The organism is Carboxylicivirga fragile (assembly GCF_050589805.1).
In the GTDB taxonomy this organism is placed as follows: Bacteria; Bacteroidota; Bacteroidia; order Bacteroidales; family Marinilabiliaceae; genus Carboxylicivirga; species Carboxylicivirga fragile.
The window spans coordinates 83,859-103,738 of record NZ_JBNGOY010000006.1 but is presented as its reverse complement, the minus strand read 5'-3'; the positions used below and the strand labels follow the sequence as shown (position 1 = coordinate 103,738).

At 39.1% G+C, this 19,880-nt stretch carries 12 protein-coding genes; all 12 read right to left on the bottom strand.

Features of this window, described 5'->3' with window-relative positions:
* Window positions 1-5 precede the first annotated feature (5 nt).
* The 12 genes from ACRD7B_RS04115 to ACRD7B_RS04060 all read right to left on the bottom strand — a co-directional run bounded on the left by ACRD7B_RS04115 (window position 6) and on the right by ACRD7B_RS04060 (window position 19,706).
* Window positions 6-1,940, bottom strand: coding sequence for an alpha-1,3-galactosidase-related protein (locus ACRD7B_RS04115; protein WP_430823204.1), 1,935 nt, complete (start codon window positions 1,938-1,940; stop codon window positions 6-8).
* A gap of 24 nt (window positions 1,941-1,964) precedes the next feature.
* A complete protein-coding gene (locus tag ACRD7B_RS04110; RefSeq protein ID WP_430823203.1) occupies window positions 1,965-3,392 on the bottom strand; it encodes an arylsulfatase in 1,428 nt (475 codons plus the stop codon).
* 19 nt (window positions 3,393-3,411) lie between these two features.
* The gene (locus tag ACRD7B_RS04105; protein ID WP_430823202.1) at window positions 3,412-4,167 is read right to left on the bottom strand and encodes a glycoside hydrolase family 16 protein; all 756 of its coding nucleotides are present in this window, start codon (window positions 4,165-4,167) and stop codon (window positions 3,412-3,414) included.
* Between the two features lie 49 nt (window positions 4,168-4,216).
* Window positions 4,217-6,058, bottom strand: a complete 1,842-nt coding sequence (locus ACRD7B_RS04100) for a DUF4838 domain-containing protein (RefSeq protein WP_430823201.1) — start codon at window positions 6,056-6,058, stop codon at window positions 4,217-4,219.
* A 113-nt stretch (window positions 6,059-6,171) separates the two neighbouring features.
* The gene (locus tag ACRD7B_RS04095; protein WP_430823200.1) at window positions 6,172-7,344 is read right to left on the bottom strand and encodes a sialidase family protein; all 1,173 of its coding nucleotides are present in this window, start codon (window positions 7,342-7,344) and stop codon (window positions 6,172-6,174) included.
* Between the two features lie 8 nt (window positions 7,345-7,352).
* Complete coding sequence (locus ACRD7B_RS04090; protein WP_430823199.1) at window positions 7,353-9,653, bottom strand: glycoside hydrolase family 20 protein; 2,301 nt, start codon at window positions 9,651-9,653, stop codon at window positions 7,353-7,355.
* Between the two features lie 22 nt (window positions 9,654-9,675).
* Complete coding sequence (locus tag ACRD7B_RS04085) at window positions 9,676-12,345, bottom strand: glycoside hydrolase family 2 protein (RefSeq protein WP_430823198.1); 2,670 nt, start codon at window positions 12,343-12,345, stop codon at window positions 9,676-9,678.
* Between the two features lie 21 nt (window positions 12,346-12,366).
* On the bottom strand, window positions 12,367-13,611 hold the full coding sequence (locus tag ACRD7B_RS04080; RefSeq protein WP_430823197.1) for a glycoside hydrolase family 27 protein: 1,245 nt from the start codon (window positions 13,609-13,611) through the stop codon (window positions 12,367-12,369).
* A 34-nt stretch (window positions 13,612-13,645) separates the two neighbouring features.
* A complete protein-coding gene (locus ACRD7B_RS04075; RefSeq protein WP_430823196.1) occupies window positions 13,646-14,416 on the bottom strand; it encodes a fibrobacter succinogenes major paralogous domain-containing protein in 771 nt (256 codons plus the stop codon).
* 67 nt (window positions 14,417-14,483) lie between these two features.
* Window positions 14,484-16,631, bottom strand: a complete 2,148-nt coding sequence (locus ACRD7B_RS04070) for an alpha-L-fucosidase (RefSeq protein ID WP_430823195.1) — start codon at window positions 16,629-16,631, stop codon at window positions 14,484-14,486.
* A gap of 39 nt (window positions 16,632-16,670) precedes the next feature.
* Window positions 16,671-18,215, bottom strand: a complete 1,545-nt coding sequence (locus ACRD7B_RS04065) for a sulfatase (RefSeq protein ID WP_430823194.1) — start codon at window positions 18,213-18,215, stop codon at window positions 16,671-16,673.
* Window positions 18,216-18,239: 24 nt separating this feature from the next.
* The gene (locus tag ACRD7B_RS04060; protein WP_430823193.1) at window positions 18,240-19,706 is read right to left on the bottom strand and encodes an alpha-L-fucosidase; all 1,467 of its coding nucleotides are present in this window, start codon (window positions 19,704-19,706) and stop codon (window positions 18,240-18,242) included.
* Between the last annotated feature and the right edge of the window lie 174 nt (window positions 19,707-19,880).

The following is a 19,880-nucleotide window of genomic DNA, read 5'->3' as shown; positions in this document are numbered from 1 at the left end:
AAATATTATTTGAATTCTAAGCCCATATCCTCAGAAATCTCTTCTCTGGCAGTACGTATCAATTTAATGTCCTTTGCCAAAGGTTTGCCTATGAGTTTTGTATCTTTAATTTCCACTTTTTTACAAGCCTCAACTTTGAACATATGCGGATTGTAATGCCATGGCTTGAAGGACTTAATTTGCTCAATGGTGTTATTTTTGAAGTGAAGACCATTAACTGAACGAGCAAAAAGAATAGGTGCATCAAAAACCCTAAAGACGTTATTTTCGATGAAGATATCTTTGTGGTAGCAATCACCACCGAGAGCTGTTTTCGGAATCACAGGGTCAATAGAGATTTGAGCATGGGTAAATTGATATTTATTGGTCAGGCAAGCATAGAATACATTGTTACGAATGATCAATGGCCCGTGAATACCAACTGGGCCGGATTCAAACCAATAATTACAATCACCGGCAACAAGAATGGCTGAACCTGATGTTTGTACGTAGTTGTCTTCTACCAACATTTTCCCGGCACCATTAAAAAGCATGCCACGAGCCCGGTTGTTACGTACTGTGTTGCGACGAAAAATAACTTCTGGTGTCCAGGTAATATTCTCTATCCCGTCTTTGGCTTTCATGCGCGATGGGATTTCTTCTTCGAATACATACTCCATTTGCCAAAGATCAATATTCCTGAAGTTCTTCACTGTTAGCGTAGCATATGGCAGCATGGTTTCATTGTCGATAAGCATCACTTTGTCGCCAGGCCCCGCATTATCCAAGGCTTTGGCTTGTTCGTGTTTAAAATCTGCCAAAAGCGTATTCGATCCTATTTTTCGTTGAATTTGAACATATGTACCATGAATATTAATGGCATCATCGAACATGTATTCAAAGTGTGAATCTTCAACTGTGATTATGCCTTTACAACCAGCAAAATGAGTTCCATCGGCATAAGTTGTAATTCGACGCCCCCTTGAAGCTTTGACACGAAAATTACTCAAAGTGATATTTTCACTGCGTTGACCAATAACACCCATGGCACAGGCAAAATGAAGGTCAATATTTTCCAGCGAAGTATCTTTTGACCGATAGATGTGGAAGCCTGGGTTGTTACGATCTAAGTGGCGAGAAAGAATGACATCGCCTTTTTTATAATAGGAAGGCAATTTGTATTGAATTCTCACTGTACGTTCACCTATTTTCTCAGCATGCTTATCACCAAGGCTATTTCCATCAATTCCTCCGCCGTCGGCAGTGCAGTAGATTATACGTCCTGTTTCACCATCGTGTGCCTGAAGTGAGCCACCGAATTGTCCCCACCCTTCTCCATAGAAAAAGATACGGTTGTTGCGAATCTCAAACTTAGCCTCTTCAAGGAATTTAATATCGAAGAACTTATCGGTGATATTCACAACTGAACCTTGTGAGAAGGTTGGACGCTCCCAATCGATAGAAAAATTCTTGAGTGAGACATTCTTACAATCTATAATCTCAAACGGAATCATTTCTCCATGAAAGATAAATTCTGAGCCTTGACCATCGATGGTGATTCCCTCGAAGCCCTCCAGCAGAAAGGCAATTTTCTTGGGGTTTTCATCAGCATGATTGGCGATATAGATCTCTTTTTCAAAAGCCTTATCTTGCCAAAAATCGTAGCGTCCCTTTGGAAATACCAGGTTAATATCTTTCTGACCTTTTAGTGATTCCAGCATTTTACGCAATGCAACCATTGCATTTTTGTGCGAATCAGGCTGAAAACCATAGTCAGTAACATTAGTCGAGGATTTTAGTACTGGGGTTTCACCTTTAAACGAGATATTACCATCAACTGATTTGTTGACCTGGGCTCTGTTCCTGCCGTGGTGTTGAGTATTGAGACCTTCGGGATTGATTTGAGATGCCTGAGTACTCATTACTATCCCCAAGAGTGCAATCAAATAACTAATTTTCATAATTGTAATAGTTAGAGGTAAAACTTATGGTTTAAAATCAAATACTGCAGATTCAGTATGCGCTTCTTCAAAAAGAATCTTCATGTTTTTTATAATATCCGGGTGCTGCGATGCAATATTAAAAGATTCACTTATATCATCTTCCAAATTATATAGCTCTAAACTTGTTTTATCAGGATTTAGAACATTGTATTTCACAGCCTTCCATTTCCTATTACGTATGGCCTGCCTACCTCCCAACTCATGAAACTCCCAGTAGAGGTAATTATGTTGCCTTTGCTCACCTTTACTCAATAAGGTTGGCAACATCGATATTCCATCGTTAGTCTTACTTTCATATCCTGTTAATTCGGCAAACGTTGGCATCATATCCCAAAAAGCAGAAATATGATGACTTACTGTTCCTTTCTTAATCATTCCTGGCCAGGATGCAATAAATGGAACGCGAATACCCCCTTCATATAGATCGCGTTTATATCCTTTCAATTGACCGTTACTGTTAAAATAATCGGGTTGAGCACCACCTTCTTTATGTGGTCCATTATCAGAAGTAAATATAATAAGTGTATTTTTAGCTATCCCAAGTTCTTCCACCTTAGCCACTATCTCTCCAACTTGTTCGTCTAATAGGTGAACCATAGCAGCGAAAGCAGCATGTGATTCCACTTGTGAGCAATATCCTCCTTTTCGAAAACCCGGACCTTCATCAAGTCCTTTATAGTGATGCTCCGGTTCAAATTTCCCCCTATACATAGCCATGTATTTCTCTGGAGCCAATAACTCGGCATGAGGAATAATAGATGGTACATAGCAAAAGAATGGCTCATCTTTATGTTGTTCGATAAAGTCAAGTGTTTTATCATGTATAAGCTCCGGTGCATATACTTCGCAATTCAAACCTACATTAGCTTCTAAAACCAGACTATCCTGATTATCACGTAAGAAATACGGATAATAGTGATGTCCAAGCATTTGACAGTTGTATCCAAAAAAGGTATCGAATCCTTGCTGATTGGGATCTCCTTCAGAACCAGGATAACCTAAACCCCACTTACCAAATGCCCCTGTAGCATAGCCTTTTAGTTTCAGCATTTCCGCAATGGTAAATGATTCATTATTCAATGGATGCTGCCCTTCGGGTCGGCGCTCTTTATTGCCACGGATATATGTATGTCCTGTGTGTTGGCCTGTCATGAGTGCTGAACGGGATGGCGCACACACAGTACTGCCGGAATAATGCTGCGTAAAAAGCATTCCCTGCTCAGCCAGCTTATCAATATTAGGAGTTGAAAACCGCGTTTGCCCATAGCAACTTAAATCGCCATATCCTAGGTCATCAGCCAGTATGTAAATAATATTAGGTGATTGTTCCTTCTTCACATTTGAACAGGCTGTTATAGAAACCGCCATTAAACTTAGAAGAATAAATTTTAAAAAATAGCTTGCTGTCATTTGAAGTTCATTTTTAAAGTCATTTACTTTTTTTGTATACTCTCACGTAATCAAATATAACTTGATCTGGAAAATCAGCTTTCTCACAATCACCTCCCCAGCCAGTTAGCTCTGCGCTTAAAATCATGTATTCGGCTATGTGAGAAACTGCCTCTTTCGTTCGCCATGTTTCGATCCCATCCACATAAAATATGTACTCCTGCTCTGTCCATTCAAGTGCAAAAGTATGAAAGCCATTATGGACATCGTCGACCAGTACTCTTGTACCAGTACTTTTATGCTTTTTCTTATATCCGTTCCAATGCAAGTTATGGTATACATAGTCGAGCCCCTCAGCAATATGGTATTCAAAAACATCTATCTCGGTTCCAAAATCACCAGGATTATCGTGCTCTTGATGAATGGTAGGTGACTGCAACCAAAATGCTATATGAGGTCCTAGCTGCTGGTTCATTTTTGCCCTACACTCAAAATAGCCATACTTCGTTTGAAAAGTGTTTTGCGACCCTATCTGACCTATTCTATAGGTACTATCAACCTTTGTCACCCCTATTATTAAATGCCCCTTACCATCTACAAAACAATTCTCTTCAAAAACCACCCCTTTCTTTCGCAATTTACCAGTATCCCTATACTTCCATTTAAGAGTATCGATGGAGACACCTTCAAATTCATCGTTCCAATGGAGTCGGTAATTTTCCAAGATATGATTGGGGGTTTGCCCTTGTGTTGCATGTATGCATGAAATAAAAAAAAGTAATATTAAAACTCTCATATATTTTTAAGTTTATATTTCTAATCCGAATTATAGTTGCTACATATTCCTACCAATGAAAGCGTTCAAAACGCCATTTGATGAACTCCGGATTCATATTAACACCATCCTTATCAATTGGATGTTGCTCTGAATATTCCAATAAACTATTAGGCACTACACTATTGTCTGTTTTAGGATATGCCTTACCATCAACGGTTCGTTCCTGATAGTAAATTTTGAAATACTCAAGATAGGATTGTAAGCGACATATCCGTTCACTGACTTTATCATCACTTGTTTTGCTCAATAATAACTGAAGTTGATCAATTACCTTATCACATGACTGTTGCGACATCAGATAACCATCTTCATGCTTAGCTATTTTTGCTCCTTCCATAGGATGAATTATTTCCCAATGATAAGCCTCCATCATATAATTGTTCTGAACATCGAAGCGGATAGCATTCAGCACTTCAAATATATCATCAGATAACTCACCATAATAGGCCTCACAATAATTACGTAACTCCAGATCAACATCCAAATCAGAGTTCCAGTAGGCTTTTGCCATGAAATAATTATTAAATGCTGAACGCCACCAGTTACGGATAGGCAAGAATAATGACACGACACCTCTAAAGCCAGTGTCAACCACTTTACGCTCCAGCCAAGGGCCATAACCAGGAATCATCCAAACATTAGTACGCCACCTGTAGTTATCGCCAAGCACATATTCGAAATAATATTGGCCTTGACTTCCATTCTCATCCAATAGTTCAGACCATCGCTTTGCATTATCATCCAGGCGGTCACACATTAATACCGACAGGTTCTCAGGTATCTCCAATCCTTCGGGGGCACTAAAGGTTTGATCAACATAAGCCAGAAACTCAATGGTGGTTTTTGGATTAACTTTAGCAGCTTTTTTAGCCACCTTACTTATGGCCTTGTATATTGTTAATGGGTCTTTACACCCTTCACACTCGCAATACCCTCCGCCATCCAACGGCCAAGTACCTACAATATCAGCTTCGGGGTGCTGCCCAACATATTCAGCAACACGATCGCCAAAAAATTCGCTTGCTTCCTCATTTGAAAAACAAACCTGACCGGTTCCACTACGTTTTCCATTGACTAAAGCAAACCACTCCGGATGCTCTTTACCCAATGATGGTGGGAAGTAAACGTGTGTCATGTGTTCGCTCAACTCAAGTAACATTCCTCGCTTCATCAACTCTGGATACAACACATCCTTTACTTCAGGCCAATGCATGCATTGCGTCCCAATTTCATCGATCCGATCTTCCGATGTCATTAATAGGTTAAGTTTATTCTTACCCATCCAATCGATCATATCGGCACCCAGGTCAACCGTTTCACCATGTAACTCGTATAAGCCTAAACCACGATGTTCCACCGATGTTTTTTCATACTTTTCCCCGATTTGAAGAGATACGGTTGTCAAAGCAGGAATATGCTCCTCTGCTTCGCCCGGATATATCCACATGCACCCTATCTTCTCTAACAAAGCATATACGGCATAAAGCACACTCCGTTGATTTTGACCTAGTAACGTAAGTTTTTCTTTATTCACAGAGACAGTGAAGGCATCCACATTTATTGCATCATCTGTAACAACACCAAGTTTGATCGGGATGAGTCCCTCTAAACATTTGTTGACAACCTGCACTTTCACGCCCGAAATCTTATACAAATACTCCTGCAGTTCAGTAGCTGCAAACTGAAGCACTCCCTCACTATTTTCGGGAAGAACGATACATATATTTGACTGACTATCATCAATTAACGCAATGGAATCGGATGAACTTGATAATTGTGTACATCCCACCAAACCTACTGATCCAATAAGACTAATCAATAAAACAATAAAATATTTTTTAGTAGTCATAAGTGATTATATTTTTCATTAATGATGTTTCAATTAATCTATATTATCTCAGTAGCCAAATTAGGGCTCAATTAGTTGGTGATGTTTAATCATTAACCGCATCAACTACTTTATTACTCCCTATTGTTTTTTATCCGATCCAAAGCTTCAATTTCAAACCTAAAAGCTAGGATATATGGCTCCTCTCCTTTATCCCAGTGCCCATAGGCAGTACATACAAGAGTGCCATCAGGCAGCAGTTCCGCAGCTGGGTAGGCGGCATCCCCACCTTTTTTATTATCCTTAAAACGAATTCTGTATTGGCCTTCATACCCATGCTTCAGGTCATCCCAAGTACCAACCCAGCCAACCCAGTCGCCTTCGGTAGGACTATGCTCATTTCCAGGTCTGTTCCAAGGTGTTATATCTCTAAACTGCACCAACAGCCTGCCATTGGGTAAATAGATGGCCTGATGTCGGTCGCCACAGAGCGAGCCAGGCATTGGTTTGGGTGCACTCCAACTCTTACCTTCATCATTACTGAACATGATTTGACTGTTGTAATTTTTTGCATTCTCACGCAATAGCATGGCAATTTCAGAGCTGTCAGGACTATAAACCAATCCTCCCTCACATAAATGTGCTATGGAAGAGCGGTATATTTCTTCAGGATCACCCCAGTTTAGTCCACCATCCTCGCTATATACCTGATAAAGAATCATTGAATTCTCTGGCCCACGGATATGAAAGGTAGCCAGATAATGTCCCGCTGTGCGAAGCGGAATACAATCAGCCATGGCTACAATTCCTTTGTAATCGCCAATCGATGCCAACTCACTCCAACTTTCTCCCTGGTCTTCTGAAACTGACATACGTATAGCACCTCCAACATAATCCTGGCTACCGCTAAACAACAACAAACGAGAAATACCATCCTTGTCCACGGTTTGGTATAATGTTGGTACTTCTTTACTAGTAGCCCAACTCTCGGGAGTGGGCAAACGATCGGACCAAGTCAATCCACCATCACTTGATTTTTTATATACAATACCCCCTTTGCCATGCCCCTTAGGATAAACACACAAAATGGTTTTGTTGTCTTCCAGCAAAACAGTTGTAGGGTGACCTAAATATTGTCCGGCTTCCTTATCCACTATCACCTGCATTTGCTTTTCCTGATTGAGGTCAACAATTGGTATATTAAACCCTTGCTTACCCCACACAGAAGAAACACGCTTTTCGCTATAGTTACATGCCGATAACATTATGGATACTATTAACACCACTACACTGTTTAAATTCATCATTTTTTCAGTTATTTAATCATTATTTCATCCGCAAAAATCCAAGATGGCTTACCTGCTCCATTATGCCCCGGAGGACACACATTAGCTTTAGCTATAACCCGCACATACCTAACTTTCTTAGCTTTAAAGAAAGTTTTAAAATCATATACGAGTTCAGCTTCATTTGCATCAATCGGGTTTACAACTCTACCAACTTCCTTAAATTTCTTTCCATCAACAGATACTTCAAAAACCACTTCCTTAGGCATAAAAATCCAATCTCTATACTTCTGTAAACAACCAAGCTTAATATCAGAAATTGATTTGATCTCACCCATATCGAGTGTGGCAACCAGATCATTTTCGTTAAATGCGTGCCAAAATTTACCTACTGTTCCGTTTCCACGTATACCATCTGTCAATGAATTTGGACCATCCGCTAGATAATAAGTACTAACCGGATTGGTATAAAGAACATCACAACCAATTCCTTTATGCATCACAAAATTTTGACTCGATGGTTCTGTTCCAACCACAACCCCATTCGCTATTACTGAGGCTTTCAAAACCGCGGTTGAATTAATTTTGATAGCTTCATTGTAAGCTTTGCTTTTTAGAGTTGGATCCTGACCATCCAGTGTATATACGATCTCACCATCTAATACTTCAGTTGACATTTCAACTGATAGATTACCCGCGTGTGAAATTGGTTTAAAAGCCACTGTTGCATTTCCTCTGCAAAAGTTAAGTCCCTTTTGCTCATAAGCATTGAATTGACTATTGATACGTTTGTTAAAACTATCCCAATCCTTATTAGACTTAGGCGTCCACACGACTTCAGCTAAAGCAGCCATACGTGGCAAAACCATATATTCAAGGTGTTCAACCGTAGTCATATATTCGGTCCACACATTACCCTGTGCACCTAAAACAAAATGGGCATTGTCAGTTGATAATTCATGAGGAATAGGTTCATAATCATAAACCGTTTTTAAGGTATTAAAACCACCTATTGCCAGAGGTTCACCTGTAGGCCCAGCCTGATAGTGATCAAAATAACAAGGTTTACCAGGAGTCATTACAACATCGTGTCCCATTTTAGCCGCTTCGATACCACCAGCTTCACCACGCCAGCTCATTACCGTTGCCTCAGGAGCCAAACCACCTTCTAAAATTTCATCCCAACCAATCATCTTACGATTTTTACTAATCAGGAACTTCTCAATGCGTTTTATGAAATAGCTTTGTAGCTCATTCTCATCTTTTAAATTCTCGTCCTTCATTCGTTGTTGACAAAGCTCACACTTTTTCCATGAGTTTTTATTAACCTCATCGCCTCCAATATGAATATATTCCGATGGAAACAGCTCAAGCACTTCGTTTAATACATTTTCAAGAAATGTAAAAACGGCATCGTTACCAGCGCAATAATTCGATGACATATTGGTATAGTTTCCTCCTGTTAAAGGTAATTGTGGCTTTTGTGTACAACAATACTCAGGGTAAGCAGCAATGGCAGACGCTATATGCCCTGGCATTTCAATCTCGGGTACAATGGTAACATTACGCTCAGCTGCATAGTTAATTATTTCTTTTATCTGCTCTTGTGTGTAATAACCTCCATATGTTGGTTCTTCACCCGGTTTAGCTTGTGGTCGCTTATCCCAAACTAAATGATTATAATCAACACGCCAGGCGCCTACATCGGTCAATTTAGGGTATTGTTTGATCTCAATACGCCAACCTTGATCGTCTATTAAATGCCAGTGAAACACATTCATCTTATAAGAGGCCATTAAATCGATATATTGCTTAATAACGTCCGGACCAAAAAAGTGACGACTCACATCTAAATGCATACCTCTCCATTTGAATCTTGGATAATCTTCAATTGCCAGACATGGAATAATAAGTTTTGCATTGGTTCGTACTGCAGGCAACATTTGTAAAATAGATTGCATTCCATAAATTACACCAGCCTTAGCGTTGGCTTCTAATACAATTCCATCTGCTGAAACATTCAAATTATAGCCTTCATCTCCAAGCATATTTGCTGAAGTCAATTTTAATTGAATCTGATGTTCTGTTTCCTCATTAAATGATAATTGAATACCCGAAATAGATTCAATAGCATCAGACAAAAAATGGGCTGCTTGTTCTAATTCTGTCTGTCGTGAATTAAATTGTATCGAAGTTTTTTCTGTTATTTCAAAACTACCTGAATACATTTGCAATGAAACAGGTTTTGGAATAATATCCACACTTTGATTTGCCACGACTTTCAGACAAGCAAATAATATTAAAAAGGTAATTAAATTTCTTAAATACATATCTCGTAATTTTAACTCTTATTTATTTTTTCTTCTCACCAAACGCTTCTTGCTGACGCTCTACTTCTTTAAGTTTTAAATTATTCAACTCTTTCCTAACCCGCTCAAGTTCCTTTTTCATTTCTGTATTAAGCTCCATATTAGGTAAAGAATCTGGGACCACAACACTTTGCTTTTCACTCCACTCTTCGGAAGAGTATAAAAGCTTATCGGTACTTGAAACACTTGAAAACTCAAGCTCTGCGCTTATTGGCGTCTGACTGCCCTCGAACAAAACAGATGCCTGTACCTTTATTGTTCCTGCTTGTACTGAAGCCTTCACTAGTACAGGTGCTGTGCCCCAGTTAACTGGTCGTGGATTAGCCAATACTGATTCATTGCCTACAATCTGACCTTCGCCCTCTATCTCAAACTTGATAAAATAATTATTCAAGCGTTTGATATTTCCATTCTTATCAGTAATAGCGGCAACTATAGTTACACAATCCGAACCGTCAGCTTTTAAATCCACCTTCTCATTATCCAACCAGAGCATTATTTTCTCAGGGCGGCGAGCAGGTTCAATACGGTGGCTTGTTACCTTTATTCCATCGATGTATCCATCGGCTTGCATATACACTTCGTTTTGCTTTCTGCCTCTCGACAAGGCTTTATCATCCATAAAGTCATACACGTCTTTAAAAACAATAATAGGACTTTGGATTCCTTGCTCTTTCTTCTCTTTTGTATAGGTGTATTCCCTTCCTTTTTCAAAAACCTGCAAGCGCACTTCATCACAATTGGAGTAGACTGTGACATCAGGAGATGAGAAAGGCGTCATTTCATGAGCAATAAAAACCATTGGTCCAGTTTCAGCAATAAGATCACTATTTAAAAGAGATCGCTGTGCTTTGAATAATTCATATGAATACTTCGGCTGGCGAAACACATCCATAATACCGCCATAAAATGGATCGGGATGATAACCACGTTGGTGATCAAAAGAGTGCCACAAAGTACCTCCCACATGCTGACGCGTTGTTCGGTACAAAGCATCAAAACAGGTTTTTTTATAATCAGGAAAGGCATAATGCTTAGCTTGAATTAACATGGCTTGCTCACCCCAGGATTTATTAACACGGCTTGGTGAATTATGTGAGTTCCAATCATCGACATTATCTCCCCACTCACGCGTAAAGTATGTTTTATTTGGATCTAAGTGTTCTAATGCCCAATTGGTGTCACCTGTTTGTGGATGTCCAAATAAAATATCAAAGTGCTCATTACCTCGTGCTTCAGCATCACAGGCACAGTAACAATTAGGGTATGGAAATTCTTCTTCAACAATATTTCGTGTGTTTTTTGCAAAATCATCAGGATACCAGGTCTCATTTAAAATGGGCTCCCAAAGCCAAATACTGGCATGATTACGATCGCGACGTACCATATTTCGGATATCTGAATAAACACGCTTTTCAAATATTGGATCTTTATTCCAAAACTGCCACCCCGGAGTATTTACGATAACAAATAATCCCAATTCATCACAAGCATCCATAAAGGCCGGATCTTGAGGATAATGGGCATTACGAATTACTTTCATGCCTACATCGCGCAATTTCTTGGCATCGCGCCAATGCAAACTATTTGGTAAAGCATTACCCAAAACAGCAAAATCCTGATGACGATTAGCACCTATCATTGGTTGTGGATAAGGTTTGCCATTGAGCCAAAAGCCTTCTTGCCCTTTAAACTCGATACTTCTTATACCAATTCGTTTGCGGTATCCATCCACTACATTTCCTTTGTCATCCTTTATACGAACATGTAATTGGTATAAATAAGGTGAGTCGGGCGACCATAAGTGAGGCTTTTCAATATTTATAGTTTGTGCTGTAGAACCGGCTGATTGACCCTTAACTTTTAGTGCAGCATTATTTGAAGCCACAACTAGTCCATTCTTATCGATCAATTCATAGTTAACTGTACCTCTGAATCCTGACTTTAACTCATTTCTCAAATGTGCTTTTAGCTCGATATCAGCTTTTTGCTCCGACACATTATTGAAGGCTACTAAAAGTCCTCCGCCTGCTACTTCATTCTCATAATTAGGATTTGTTAAATACACCTTATTATGAGCCACTAACCAGCAGTCGCGATAAATTCCTCCGAAATAAGAAAAATCCAATACTTCCTGAGCTTTACCGGGAGGATACAAAGGATCATTACTATTATCGGCCCAAACAGCAATTACATTATCACCATCCCAATTGATATATTGAGTTATATCAGCAATAACAGGCAAAAATCCACCAAAGTATTCTTTTACCAAATGCCCATTAATCCACACTTTTGATTTTCCCATGATAGCCTCAAAGTGCAAAAACAGTTTCTTACCTTTTAGTTGTTTGTCAGCTTCAAAATGCTTGCGATACCACACCTCACCTTGATAATTTATACAACCACTCGCTTCGGTAGGTAAATACTCAATACCATGTGGTACGGCTACAACATTCCATTGGCTATCATCAAAATCTTTTTGAAAAGCACTTTCCTGTTGCCCTTTATGAAAACGCCATGCCACATTCATAGAATAAACATCACGCCCAGTATTAGCCAACTGAAAAAAACCGGCTGTTGAAAATTCCGGTTGATGAGTTGCAGAAACATCAACAAAACACAAAAAACCTATTACTAAAAAAAGATACCTCATCACATTATTTTTTTTCACTTACTAGTTATATTCATAAACATTGTATGGCTTCGAATGGCCATCAACTCGTAATAACACAATACCGTGACCGGGAACATCAAAACAAAGGCTAGAATCACGAAGGCTTTGTGACGTCTCTTTCTTCCATAAGTCGCGGTACTTATAGCCTTTACCCGAATCAATTCCTACGGACTCCAAATCAAATTCAATGGATTGCATTGTGTCGGTTCTGTTGAGTAATGCTACTGCCACCTGGCCACTCACTGTAGATACCAAAGGCTTACCCCACACTTCTAATTCGCCATGATCGATTAGGCGGCGAGCTTGGTAACAAAACGGATCCTGATTTAAGGCAATTACTTCTTTATTGGTCAGAATTGCCAGAGTTTGTCGCGATATACTACGTAGATCGTTACCTGCCATAAGAGGAGAATTTAGTATGCTCCACATTGAAAAATGAGCCTTATCTTCTTCAAAACTCATACCTCTCCCAACCTGTAACATATCCATATCGTTGAAATGCCCTGGAGATGCATACTTCCATAGATCTGCATTTTTGTCGATGATGTGTAATATTGACTCAAACTTGTTTTCAATATCACCTGATATACGCCACGAATCAGCAATATTTATAGCCCACGTACCAGGGAACTCCCAACGACAAATATTATAAATGGTACCTGGTTTAATCTCATTAATTAAATTGGATATTTGGGTATACCTTGTTTGCTCATCCAAACCTAACCACTGACCGCCACACCAGTCTACCTTTATAAAATCATATCCCCATTTTTGCAGCATTAATGTTAAATCTTGCCTATCATGACCAAACAAACCCATACCAACACCAATAGTATCTTTATCCCAATAAGAGGCACAGGTATTTATTCCTGCATCGGAATAAATACCTGCTTTCAGTCCCTTACTATGTATATAATCTGCTACTGCCTTCATTCCATTTGGAAATCGGGTAGGATGAGGAATGATATTACCTAAAGAATCGCGACCGCCAAAAAAGCCATCGTCGATATTCACAAAGGTGTATCCCGCATCCTTCATCCCGGTTGTAATCAATGCATCGGCCTGCGACTTAATGATGTCTTCATTGATATTAACCCTGAATTGATTCCAACTCGCCCAACCCATTAATGGAGTTAGAGGCTTAATAGCTGATTGCCCACCCACGGTATTGCTATTCTCTACATTATTCCTACAGCCAGTAATTAAAAAAACTACCGTTACCAATAATATTAAAGGTTTTTTCATCTTTATTCTTGTATATTTTAATGATTCTAACTTTTTATTCCTTGATACAACGTATTGAACATCCACTAGTAATTGGAGGAGTGGAATTAATACTGATTTGGAGAGATAAAGCATAAGTACGATACGTAAGAAATCCCCTAGAATTCTCATTTTTCTCATCAAATAAGCTAGATGTATATAAAGTAGTCATTTTATTTGTTCCCAAGAACATTTCGCTCTGGCGGATGCCTGTTGGTAGCAGGGAGAGTCCGCTACTATTGTCTGCTCCATCATTGGAAGGCTGCCAGTGTAGGGAGCCCGCCTCACGCAACATGCCACCCACAATAGTATTGCCCCAATCGTATGTAATGCCTTCATCAGTATTTAGATGGCTTATCAGGTCAAATACGTCTTCTTTTGTAGGGATGCGCCAGCCCTTGGGAGCAACTTGTCGCGCATCGGCCACCACATGACCGTTGTACAGCAGACCAAAGGTGGCGATGCTGTCGATGTGTTTGCAGTTATTTACTGCACAATAGGCAGGTTCTTCAATAGCGTACCAATCGCCGTCGGGATGAGCCACTATTGGATCGCCATTACGGAAGTGTTTTGAGCGCAGATTTTGGGCCATCCACACCTGGTTTCCTATTTGTATGGTGCGATACTCGTTCCCATCAATATCGGTCATAACGCCATAGGTTTTATCGGGATTAAACACCGCGTTGGTTTGGCCTTTACGTGGTTCTGAATCACTTTTCCCACAGCCAACACCAATAAACAGCGGCAGTAATAAAGCTATACGAATTAATAATTCTCGTGTTCTCATAAGTATAAGTTCTATGTCAAAAAATTAATAAAACAACCTCACTTAATTGTCCCTTACTACGTATGTTTTACTTAGTAATTACGCCCAATTCACCAACGGCGATCCAGTCCTCATTATAAATACCTTCTTTACTTTCGAACTTAAAGTATCGAGCTGAATATGATCGTTGAAAGCGTATTTCTTGTTTCACAGGATTATTCTTGATATTACTGAATTCACCCTTCGTTTTTACTTTCTTCCAGTCTTTACCATTGTTACTCACATAGAAAGCGTATTTAAAAATCGTTCCACTTTTGTTGTCATCTGTACGTGGTGTATAAGTAAACCCTTTCAAGGCTAGTTTTTCACCCAAATCGACACTTATATGGTGAGGGTGTTTAGGAACATCCTGTCCCCATGGAGTATGCCACATTGTATTTGGGTTTCCATCAATGGCATTTTCAGCTCCAAAATCACCTGCTTTATAACTATAATCAATCACACTCCATTTGGCCTTGCAAATATCATATTGTTGCGATTTTGTTCCGCTCGCTTTTTTAAAGTCTTGTATAAACGCTTTAGCCTTTACCGTACCACCATTAGGCAATGCAAAAGGTTTTGTATATACTTTTGATTCAGCACTTGGTTCACTACCATCTAAAGTATATGTTATTACCGGGTGAGGTGTTTCGGCAACAATGCTAACTTCACCATCAAGAGATCGACTAATTATAGGGTCAGACAGTATATCGGGGGAGTTAAATAAGCCAAAGGTATTTATCATAGCACCATCTCTGGCTTGCAGAATGGTCAATTTTATTTGTTTAGATGTAATACTTGGAAATCGTAATAAGCGCTTATATCCAATGCTTGTACCTGTAACTACTTCTTGCCATTTATCATCTATTTTAACTTCTACCTTAAAACGTTCAACACGCTGGCCTTTGGCAATGTACTCTTGAAGCATTACAACATTCATCTTCTTAGCCTCTGGTAGCTCATAAACAACGCTTGCCGGTAATTCATTCAATTCCCAATATGTGTCATAATCACCATCAATTGCTTTATTTGCATTTTTATCTCCTAGTGCCTGAGCTCCGGCGCATAAGTTATTCTCAAATGTTTCATCAAGGTAGGTTTTAAACTCCTTCAATCGAGCAACATCATTTTCGTGAATTAAACCACGGGTATCGGGTGGAATATTTAATAACAATACAGCATTCATACCCACCGAATTGAAATAGATATCAACCATTTTAGTCAGTGATTTCACCTTATCATCCTCATGTTTATGATAGAACCAGCCCGGACGAATCGACACATCTACTTCCGCCGGATACCAAAAGAGGTGATCCGCTTTTTCAATCATAGCTCGACTTCCTAAATCTTTAGATGTAGCCGACAATCCCAACTCATCATTAATGGCTTGCATTTGAGGAGTAGCTCCGGGAGCAAAAGGAGTAACACTCCACTCTGTTTCGCGCCCATAACCTGATTCGGTACCAACCCAGCGTACATCTTCACCACTGACTGCAACCACAGCATCAGGCTGTAGCTTTTTTATTGTATTATAATATGATTCCCAATCGTACTCCTGCTTTTTTCCATTGGGACCTTCACCACAAGCTCCATCAAACCAAACTTCATCTACTTTACCATACCATGTTAAAAGTTCGGTTAATTGCTCATTAAAAAAATCGTTATAACGTGGTGAGTCACCATAACATTCGGCATTACGATCCCAAGGAGAAAGATATACTCCAAACTTTAAGTCAAACTCATCACAAGCTTCCTTCAATTCTTTTACCACATCGCCTTTCCCATCTTTCCATAGTGTAGATACTACTGAATGCTTTGTTGTTTTAGTCGGCCACAGGCAAAAACCATCGTGATGTTTGGCAGTTAAAATAACCATTTTCATCCCGCCATCTTTTAAGGTTTTAACCCACTGACGAACATCTAACTCTGTTGGGTTAAAGATAGAAGGTGATTCATCTCCATGTCCCCATTCCATATCGGTGAAAGTGTTTACTGTAAAATGAATAAAGGCTGTCATCTCCAGCTTTTGCCAATCTAGCTGCTGTTTTGTAGGTACAACATGCGCTGATTTTACTACTTTCTCTTCCAAGTCTGTCCCTTTTTCAAATGCCAGGAGCTTTTCGTAAGAACGCTCTTTCTCTATTGTACAAGCAGATAAACTTACAATCGAAACCAAAATAAAAAACTTCCAATTCATCACTTATGCTTTATATTTATTTAAATGTTTTTGATCAAGTTATAATGTTTCATCGGGCCATGGTACTTTTTGCCCTGATGATTTTAATATTGGTCGCTGAGCATTAACACTACGTAAATAGTTACCTAGTTTCTTACTTAACTCTTTTACTTTTTCAGGTTCTTGCTCTGCCAAATCAGACAATTCACCAATATCATCCTGAATATTAAACAATTCATAACTCTGATCTTTATACCAGTATATTAATTTCCAATCTCCACTACGAATCGTACTTGTTGCGCCAATACCAGGTCCTGTCGGCCCCCAGTTATTTGGAAAATGCCAGAACAGATCCCTCTCTCTTGCTGTAGTTCCCTTTCCTTTTAGCATGGGCACAAAACTTTTACCATCAATGGGCTGAACAGTTTTATAATCGTTAACCCCGGCCATTTCAAGGATAGTTGGGTAGAAATCTTCAATAATTAAGTAATCATCACATTTAGTTTTAGGCCTAACTTTACCAGGCCATTTCACAATCATAGGCTCCCGTATACCGCCTTCATAGGCTGAACCTTTCCCACTGTTTAATGGTTTATTATGTGTATGTTGTTTACCAGATCTTGGGTGTAAACTAAACCCGCCATTATCAGACATAAAAAGCACAATCGTATTCTCTGCTATTCCTTCACTATCGAGGTATTTCATAAGATCAACAAGGCTTTGATCCATGGCCTCAATCATAGATGCATACATGGCCTCAGACTCAGGTAAGCCCTTGTCAATGTATTTTTGATAGAAGCGTCTATCCGCTTCCAAGGGAACATGAATTGCATAATGAGACATATATAGATAGAATGGCTTATTTTTCTGATGGGCAACATTCATAGCTTGTATAGCTTCGCGTGTCAGTGCTTCAGTAATAAATATTGAATCGCCATGGTATTTTTCCAAACCAGGCACTCCCCATGGTAATGTATGTGCCCCCTGCTCTTTATTTCCAAAATTCTTTGTCCCCAAATAACTACCTAATCCTCCAGCAGCGTGGCCTGCTATATTCACATCAAAACCACAGTTAACCGGATCAGCTGCTGGTGTACCAACAGCACCAAAGTGAGCTTTTCCACAATGAATCGTATAATAACCATTATTCTTTAATATTTGTGGTAGCAATGTTGCATGAGTTGATCGTTCGATTGTATCGGTAGCTTGCACTCCATTCACATTCCATTGCGGATAATCAAGTATTTTACTCTTCCCATCCTGGGATACATTTCTTTTGAGTGTCCAGTTTGTCACACGGTGACGGGCTGCATTCATCCCACTCATTAAACTAATACGGGTTGGTGAACAAACTGAAGTGGCATAAGCCTGAGTGAACATCATCCCTTCAGAAGCCAACCGTTCCATTCCTGGCGTGTTATATATTTCATTATAAGGTGTTTTTTCTGTCCAGAATGGAACTGATGTGTCCTGCCAACCCATATCATCAACCAAAAAAAGGATAATATTTGGTTGTTCTTTTTTCTCAACACTAACACAAGATGATACTAAAAGAAATGCGGCTAAAAATCCAAAAACAACATACGCTTGAAGTCTACTTGTCATTATCATAGTTTCGTTAATAAATATTTACTGTTGTATTTTAAAAACATAAGCATAATCACAGGGCAATTCTTCAGGTGAAAGGTGAGGTGTTTTAATGATCACATTCTTACCTTTTTGTATGTATTCCATATTTATATCTGTGCCTAACAAAGTAATTTTTGCTTTACCATTTAGTTTTAAATCCCTGATAAGCAATTCATCTTTAGGCCACTTTGGAACAATGGCATAAACAGTGTTTTCTTTTTTTGTGAAAAATATTTCTTTAACAGCATATCCTGGCTGTTGATCAATGGTTTGCTTTAGTATAAAATCGGCGGGTAAATAATGGGTGCCTTCTGGTTTCCAATTCTTTTTACCCTTTTCTGACCACTGACATACTCGCTCCCACTTGCGTGTTCCGTATATGGCTTCGCCATTTACCTTTAGCCACTGTCCAATAGCCAATAATCGATCTTGCATTATGGGTGGAATATTACCGTATTTATCAGGACCTATATCGAGTAAGAGATTACCACCATTACTAACCACATTTAACAACATATATATCAATATTCTAGCTGATGCATAGTCAATGATATCCTCATTAATATTATAGCCAAAAGAAAAACCAATACCCCGACATTCCTCCCAAGGATGCGATCCATCGAGTCCGTCCTGATATTCTGTGGAGAAGTAACCACCATGCTTAAAACGACTACCTTTTCCCCAGCGGTCATTAATAACTACGTCCTCCTTTACAACTGATTCATTAAATAACCATGCCAATAACTCAGGCGATTTCCACTTCTCCGGTCCCATATCCCAATCACCATCGGACCAGATAAGATCAGGTTTATAATTCTCAACCAAATCTTTAAATTGAGGATGCATATGCTCAATTGCATATTCTTCCTTATTCTTTAACCACAAAGGGTTGTACCATTCGTAAAGCGAGTAATAGGTTCCAAACTTCACATCTGTTTCTTTCACTGCTACTTCTAATTCTTTCAAAAGATCGCGCTTGGCGCCGGTGTCTTTTGCATTCCATGGAAAGCCCCATGAAGTATTTGCCTCTTTACTTGGCCAGAGACAATAACCATCGTGATGTTTTGAAGTTATTACCATGTATTTGGCTCCTGCATCTTTAAATAATTGAGCCCACTCGTCAGCATCAAAATCACGGGCGGTAAACATTTCGCCAAAATTGTAATAACTAAAATGTTGTCCATAATTTTGAACATGGTGATCATACACTTCTGATCCACTAAATTTTCCGTTTCCAAAAAGGGTTTTGCTTTGTAGCCAATACTGATACCATTCAGAGTAGGTGCCTTTAGGACTCCAGGCTGGAACAGAGTACGGTCCCCAATGAATAAATATTCCAAACTTAGCATCCTGAAACCAAGGTGAGACGGGTCTTGTATCGATGGATTTCCAGTTTGCCTGATAGGGTTGTTGTGAAAAAATACCATTCATAGAAACCAGAAACATAAAAAGAAAAATATATTTCATATGTTAATTTAATTCATTTATACATTAAGATAATTTTTTATCATCCATTGTTTCTTATTCAGTAGTCTCTGAATTTACTTTCACTAAAAATCCACAAACACACAATAATTCCAGCGTATATACATATCAATTCTTATCATACTTTCTCATTTCTATTAAAAAAAACGAATCAAA

What these genes read in the sequence shown, in the direction of transcription:
- ACRD7B_RS04105 (WP_430823202.1), bottom strand. Translation starts at nt 4,167, where the DNA reads ATGAGAGTTTTAATATTACTTTTTTTTATTTCATGCATACATGCAACA.
- ACRD7B_RS04100 (WP_430823201.1), bottom strand. Translation starts at nt 6,058, where the DNA reads ATGACTACTAAAAAATATTTTATTGTTTTATTGATTAGTCTTATTGGA.
- ACRD7B_RS04070 (WP_430823195.1), bottom strand. Translation starts at nt 16,631, where the DNA reads ATGAATTGGAAGTTTTTTATTTTGGTTTCGATTGTAAGTTTATCTGCT.
- ACRD7B_RS04060 (WP_430823193.1), bottom strand. Translation starts at nt 19,706, where the DNA reads ATGAAATATATTTTTCTTTTTATGTTTCTGGTTTCTATGAATGGTATT.
- ACRD7B_RS04110 (WP_430823203.1), bottom strand. Translation starts at nt 3,392, where the DNA reads ATGACAGCAAGCTATTTTTTAAAATTTATTCTTCTAAGTTTAATGGCG.
- ACRD7B_RS04085 (WP_430823198.1), bottom strand. Translation starts at nt 12,345, where the DNA reads ATGAGGTATCTTTTTTTAGTAATAGGTTTTTTGTGTTTTGTTGATGTT.
- ACRD7B_RS04095 (WP_430823200.1), bottom strand. Translation starts at nt 7,344, where the DNA reads ATGATGAATTTAAACAGTGTAGTGGTGTTAATAGTATCCATAATGTTA.
- ACRD7B_RS04080 (WP_430823197.1), bottom strand. Translation starts at nt 13,611, where the DNA reads ATGAAAAAACCTTTAATATTATTGGTAACGGTAGTTTTTTTAATTACT.
- ACRD7B_RS04115 (WP_430823204.1), bottom strand. Translation starts at nt 1,940, where the DNA reads ATGAAAATTAGTTATTTGATTGCACTCTTGGGGATAGTAATGAGTACT.
- ACRD7B_RS04065 (WP_430823194.1), bottom strand. Translation starts at nt 18,215, where the DNA reads ATGACAAGTAGACTTCAAGCGTATGTTGTTTTTGGATTTTTAGCCGCA.
- ACRD7B_RS04090 (WP_430823199.1), bottom strand. Translation starts at nt 9,653, where the DNA reads ATGTATTTAAGAAATTTAATTACCTTTTTAATATTATTTGCTTGTCTG.
- ACRD7B_RS04075 (WP_430823196.1), bottom strand. Translation starts at nt 14,416, where the DNA reads ATGAGAACACGAGAATTATTAATTCGTATAGCTTTATTACTGCCGCTG.